Raw genomic sequence first — 5,121 nt, forward strand, 5'->3', positions numbered from 1 at the left:
CGGCCGGCGACGGAGTCACCGCGGGCAGCGCCGTCGTCGCGGAGGCGTCGTCGACGGCACCCGGGGCTCCGCCGGCCGGCTCCCGCGGTGCGTTCTCGCGGCGGTAGGGCGTCGGCCGGGACGGCGACGACCCGGCTGACGTCTCCGCCGGTGCCTCGCGCCGCGGCGGGACCAGCGGGGCCCGCGGGGTCCTGGTGCGGGCCATCAGCGGGACCCCGCGACCAGGGCCGGGCCACCGGGCAGGATCTCGGTGACCACGCCGGCGGGCGTGACCTCGGTGATCGTGGCCTCGCGCGGCTGCGGCATCCCGGCCGCCGCCTCGGGGCCGAAGTGCTCGGCCAGCCACGACGGCCGGTAGACCGTGTCCAGGTAGCGCTCCCCCATGTCCGGGGCGAGCGCGACGGCCGTGGTCGTCGCGTCGCCGTGGCGGCGCAGCCAGTCCGCGGCCCCCGCGACGACGGTGCCGGTCGATCCGCCGAACAGGAACCCGCGGCGGGCCAGGGCGTGGCACGCCTCGAGCGTGTCGGGCTCGGCGACGTGCACGACGTCGTCGATGTAGGACTCGTCGAGCGCCTCCGGGCGGACGCTGGTGCCCAGCCCCGGGATCATCCGGGGCGTCGGCCGGTCGCCGAAGGTGACCGACCCGGCCGCGTCGACCGCGACCACCCGGACCGGCCGCGGCCGGGACCGGAAGTAGCGGGCGCAGCCCATCAGCGTGCCGGTCGTGCCCGCGCCGACGAAGACCACGTCGAGCTGCGGGAACGCCGCCTCGATCTCCGGCCCGGTGGTGACCAGGTGCGAGCCCTGGTTCTCCGGGTTGGCGTACTGGTTGAGCCAGACGTAGCGGTCGTCGCCGGCGACCAGCGAGCGGACCAGCGCGATCCGGGTGGCGAGGAAGCCACCGGCGGCGTCCGGGTTGTCCACGACGCGGACCTCCGCGCCGAGGGCCTCCATCAGCCGGTGCGTGGCCGGGTTGCAGCGCGGGTCGGTGACGCAGACGAACCGGTAGCCCCGGCTCGCCGCGATCATGGCGAGCGCGACGCCGAGGTTGCCCGAGGAGGACTCCACGAGCACCGATCCGCGGTGCAGCAGGCCGCGCCGCTCGGCGTCGGTGACCATGCCGAGCGCGGCCTTGAGCTTGACCGATCCTGCGAAGTTGAAGCCCTCGCACTTGAGGTAGACCGACAGTCCGAGGACCCCGGTCAGGTCGACGTACAGGTCGTCGGTGTTGAAGTCTTCGGGTGCGGAGATGACGGTCATCGTCGACCCCTCGTGTACCAGTGGTGGCGGCTCAGCCGTGCCGGCTCAGCTCGTGGAAGAAGTCGTCGACGGTGTGCAGCTCGCCGGCGCGGGCGACCTCGGCGTGGACGAACCGTCCGACGGCGAGGTCGAGGACCCCGAGGCCGAACGGGGAGAACACGACCGTGCGGTCGGTGGGGACGGCCAGCGTGCCGTCGAGCACCTGGTCGAGGGTCCCGTCGACGAAGTCGCGGTTCCCGGTGGCCTGTTCGGCCAGGTGCGGGGAGGTGTCGGCCTTGAGGCAGTGCTCGACGTCGTCGAGGACGTTGAAGGCGCTGAGCACGATGTCCGCCGACAGGTCGCGCAACGACACGTTCAGCACCAGCGGGTGGTGGTCGAACCAGGCGGGGTCGTGCACGTGCGGGGTGCCCGCCACGGTCGCGAAGATCACCAGGTCGCTGCCGCGGACCAGCGACTCGGCGGAGTCGTGGATCCGGACCGCGCCCGGCGCGGTGCGCTCGACGTGGCCCCGGAACCCCTCGGCGGAGTCCGCGGAGAGGTCGAACACGCCGACCTCGTCGAAGGTCCATCCGGTGCCGACCAGGAACTGGTGGATGTAGCGGGCGATCAGCCCGGTCCCGACGAACCCGACGCGACGCGGGCGGGCCCCGTCGCGCGAGAGCCGGTCGGCCGCCGAGGCCGCCGACGCCGCGGTGCGGGTCGCGGAGATGATCGAGCTCTCCAGACAGGCGTACGGGTAGCCGGTGCGGGGGTCGTTGAGGATCAGCACCGCCGAGGCCCGGGGGACGCCGCGGGCGACGTTCTCCGGGAAGCTGGAGATCCACTTGATGCCGTCGACGCCGGTGTCGTCACCGGTGCCGCCCAGCGACGCGGGCAGCGCGATGATCCGCGACGACGGCCGGTCGGGGAACCGCAGGAAGTACGACGGCGGGTTCACCGTCGCGCCGGCGCCGTGCACCCGGTAGGTGTCCTCGACGAGCTCGACGAGCTCCTTCTCCCGCCCGCCGAGCGCCCGCGCCACCTGGGCGCCGGAGATCACGGAGAAGGCGGGGACGGACTCGGCCGGGGCGTTCATCGGGCTCCCTCGAAGGCGGGGACGGCGACGCCGTCGGTCATGGCGACGACGACGTGCCGGTCACCGGTGTAGGGGTCGCGGCCGTGGGCGAACCGCAGGTTGTCCACGACCAGCAGGTCGCCGTCCTGCCAGGGCTCGCGGACGGCGTGCCGGTCGTGCGCGGCGTTGATCTCGTCGACGACCGCCTCCGGCACCGGGGAGCCGTCGCCGAAGCGGGTGCTGAACGGCAGCCCGTCCGGGCCGTGCATCTCCAGCAGGAACTCGCGGACCTCGGGGTCCATCGCGAACTCCGACAGGAACGCGATCTGGTTGAACCAGACCCGCTGCCCGGTGACCGGGTGCATCAGCACGCCGTGCCGGCGCTGGCGGGTGCGCAGCCCGCCGTCGGGCGTCCAGACCGTGCCGATGGCGTTGGCCCGGCAGTAGCGCTCGACGGCGTCGCGGTCGGCGGTGCCGAACGCCTGCTCCCAGGAGGCGCCGATGTCGTCGCCGTAGGAGCGGGTGAGGATCCAGCCCTCGCGCTCGACGCGGTCGACGAGTGCGGGCGGCAGGTCCGCCGCGACCCGGCTGGTGTCGACCAGTGGCGTGGCGCCGCCGGTCTCGGGTGCACGCAGGCAGGCGAACAGCAGCGTGGCGGGCGTGTCCAGGACGTAGGACAGCTCGTGGTGGGCGCACATCGGCTGGCGCGCGGGCCACGGGGTGGCCGAGTAGACGCCGTCCGACAGCAGGGTCCGGGCGGCGATCGCCTCGCGCTCGACGTAGCTGCCGGTCCCCAGCCTGGCGGCCACACCGGCGACGTCGGCGACGGTGCGCAGGCCGAGCCCGCGCACCAGCACGACACCGTGGTCGTCGAGCAGGTCACGCAGCGCGTCGCCGTGGCGCTCGGTCCAGCCGGCGGCATCGCCGCCCGGGCCCGCGTCGAGGACGGGCGGTCGTCCGGGGTGCGGGCGCACCCCGAGCAGTGATCCGGTCATGTCTCCCCCTGTGGTGGTCAGCGCTGGTCGGCCGGGAGCAACCCGGCGAGGTCGGTGAGGACGGGATGGTCGAGCACCTGGCGGACCGTGACGGCCCGGCCGAGCGCGATCACGAGCTTCACCGCGGACAGCGAGCTGCCCCCCAGGTCGGCGAAGTCGTCGTCGGGGCCCACCGATCCGGCGGGCAGGTCGAGCACGCGGGTGACGGCGTCGACGACGCGGCGCTGGGCCGCGGTGAGTTCGCCACCGGTCGGGCCGGCCGACGCGCTCCCGGCGACGGCGGCCTGCGCCGCGGCCGCGGTCGCGTGCGCGGTGAGGGTCTTGCGGTCGATCTTGCCGTTGGCGGTGACCGGCAGCGGGTCCAGCCGGTGGACCGTCGGCGGGACCATGTAGGCGGGCAGGCTGCGCGCCAGCCGGGTTCGGACCTCGGGCGCGTCCGGGCCGTCGCCGGCGTGGTAGGCGACCAGCTGCGGCCCGCCCGCGGTCGTCGCGACGACGACGCAGGCGTCGCGGACGCCGGGCACCGCCAGCAGCGCGTTCTCGATCTCGCCGATCTCGATCCGGAACCCGCGGATCTTGACCTGGTTGTCGCGGCGGCCGAGGAACTCGAGCTGCCCGTCGGGGCGCCAGCGGCCGTGGTCGCCGCTGCGGTAGAGCCGCTCGCCGGGCCGGTGCGGGTCCGAGCCGAACGCGGCGGCGGTGCGGTCGGGGTCGTTGACGTAGCCGCGGCCGACGCACACCCCGGAGAACACGATCTCCCCGGGCGCGCCGAGCGGGACCGGCGCCAGGTCGGCGTCGACGACGTAGACCTTCACCCCGGGCACCGGGGCGCCGAGCGGGACCCGGCCGTCCGCGGGAGCCTCGCGCAGCACGGCGTGGTTGGTGTCGTCGGAGGTCTCGGTCAGGCCGTAGGCGTTGACCAGCGGGACGCCGGGCAGCACCCGGAACCAGCGCTGCACCAGCTCGGTCTTGAGCGCCTCCCCGGTGGCCGAGACCATCCGCAGGTCGGGCAGCGCCGTGGGGTGCTCCTCCAGGTAGGTCAGCACGACCTCGAGGTAGCTGGGTACGAGCTGGGCGACGGTGACCCGGGACCGCACCAGGGTGTCGACGAAGCGGCGGACGTCGAGGATCACGTCCTGCTCGACGAGCAGGGTCCGCCCACCGGCGAGCGGACCCGCGACGAGCTGCCACAGCGAGATGTCGAAGCACTGCGGCGCGGTCTGGGCGACCACGCAGCCCGGCTCCAGCTCCAGGTCCTCGATCTTGGCGAGCAGGTGGTTCAGCATCCCGGCGTGCTCGCACATCGCGCCCTTGGGCTCGCCGGTGGAGCCGGAGGTGAAGTACAGGTAGGCGAGTCCGTCGGCCGGGACGTCGGCGGTGGGCGCGGGGCCGTCGGCGGCGGCGACCGCGTCCGGCACGGTCAGCACCGTCGTCGCGACGCCGGCCTCGTCGAGGTGGGCGCGGGTGGCGTCGGTGGTCAGCGCGATCCGGCACCCGGCGCGGGTGAGCGTGCGGGCGATCCGCTCGGCCGGGAAGTGCGGCTCGACCGGCAGGTAGGCGCCGCCGGCACGCAGGACGGCGAGCACCGCGACCATCCAGTCGAGGTCGCGGTCGCACACCACGGCGACGACGTCCTCGGGCGCCAGCCCGGCGTCGAGCAGGCTCGAGGCGACGCGGGCGGCCCGGTCCTCCAGCTCGGCGCGGGTGAGGGTGACCCCGGCGTGCTCGGCGACGACCTCGTCGGGGGCCGCGGCGGCGCGGTCGGCGAGCAGCTCGTGCGGGCGGCGGTCGGGCAGGTCCCGGGGCCGGCCG

5 protein-coding genes are annotated in these 5,121 nt (G+C 74.8%); all 5 read right to left on the reverse strand.

The window, feature by feature from the left end; genetic code table 11:
• On the reverse strand, nt 1-205 hold a 205-nt coding region (locus NH602_RS27870), incomplete at its 3' end, for a hypothetical protein (protein ID WP_253069349.1).
• Nucleotides 205-1,260, reverse strand: a complete 1,056-nt coding sequence (sbnA, locus tag NH602_RS27875) for a 2,3-diaminopropionate biosynthesis protein SbnA (RefSeq protein WP_179762530.1) — start codon at nt 1,258-1,260, stop codon at nt 205-207. The genes NH602_RS27870 and sbnA, both read right to left, overlap by 1 nt.
• A 31-nt stretch (nt 1,261-1,291) precedes the next feature.
• Nucleotides 1,292-2,335, reverse strand: coding sequence for a 2,3-diaminopropionate biosynthesis protein SbnB (gene sbnB / locus NH602_RS27880; RefSeq protein WP_062395837.1), 1,044 nt, complete (start codon nt 2,333-2,335; stop codon nt 1,292-1,294).
• The gene (locus tag NH602_RS27885) at nt 2,332-3,309 is read right to left on the reverse strand and encodes a TauD/TfdA family dioxygenase (protein ID WP_179762529.1); all 978 of its coding nucleotides are present in this window, start codon (nt 3,307-3,309) and stop codon (nt 2,332-2,334) included. The genes sbnB and NH602_RS27885 overlap by 4 nt, the downstream gene beginning before the upstream one ends.
• A gap of 17 nt (nt 3,310-3,326) precedes the next feature.
• On the reverse strand, nt 3,327-5,121 hold a 1,795-nt coding region (locus tag NH602_RS27890; protein WP_253069350.1), incomplete at its 5' end, for a non-ribosomal peptide synthetase.

The sequence above is a fragment of the Pseudonocardia sp. McavD-2-B genome (assembly GCF_024124365.1).
Lineage (GTDB): Bacteria > Actinomycetota > Actinomycetes > Mycobacteriales > Pseudonocardiaceae > Pseudonocardia > Pseudonocardia alni.

What these genes read in the sequence shown, in the direction of transcription:
- sbnA (WP_179762530.1), bottom strand. Translation starts at nt 1,260, where the DNA reads ATGACCGTCATCTCCGCACCCGAAGACTTCAACACCGACGACCTGTAC.
- sbnB (WP_062395837.1), bottom strand. Translation starts at nt 2,335, where the DNA reads ATGAACGCCCCGGCCGAGTCCGTCCCCGCCTTCTCCGTGATCTCCGGC.
- NH602_RS27885 (WP_179762529.1), bottom strand. Translation starts at nt 3,309, where the DNA reads ATGACCGGATCACTGCTCGGGGTGCGCCCGCACCCCGGACGACCGCCC.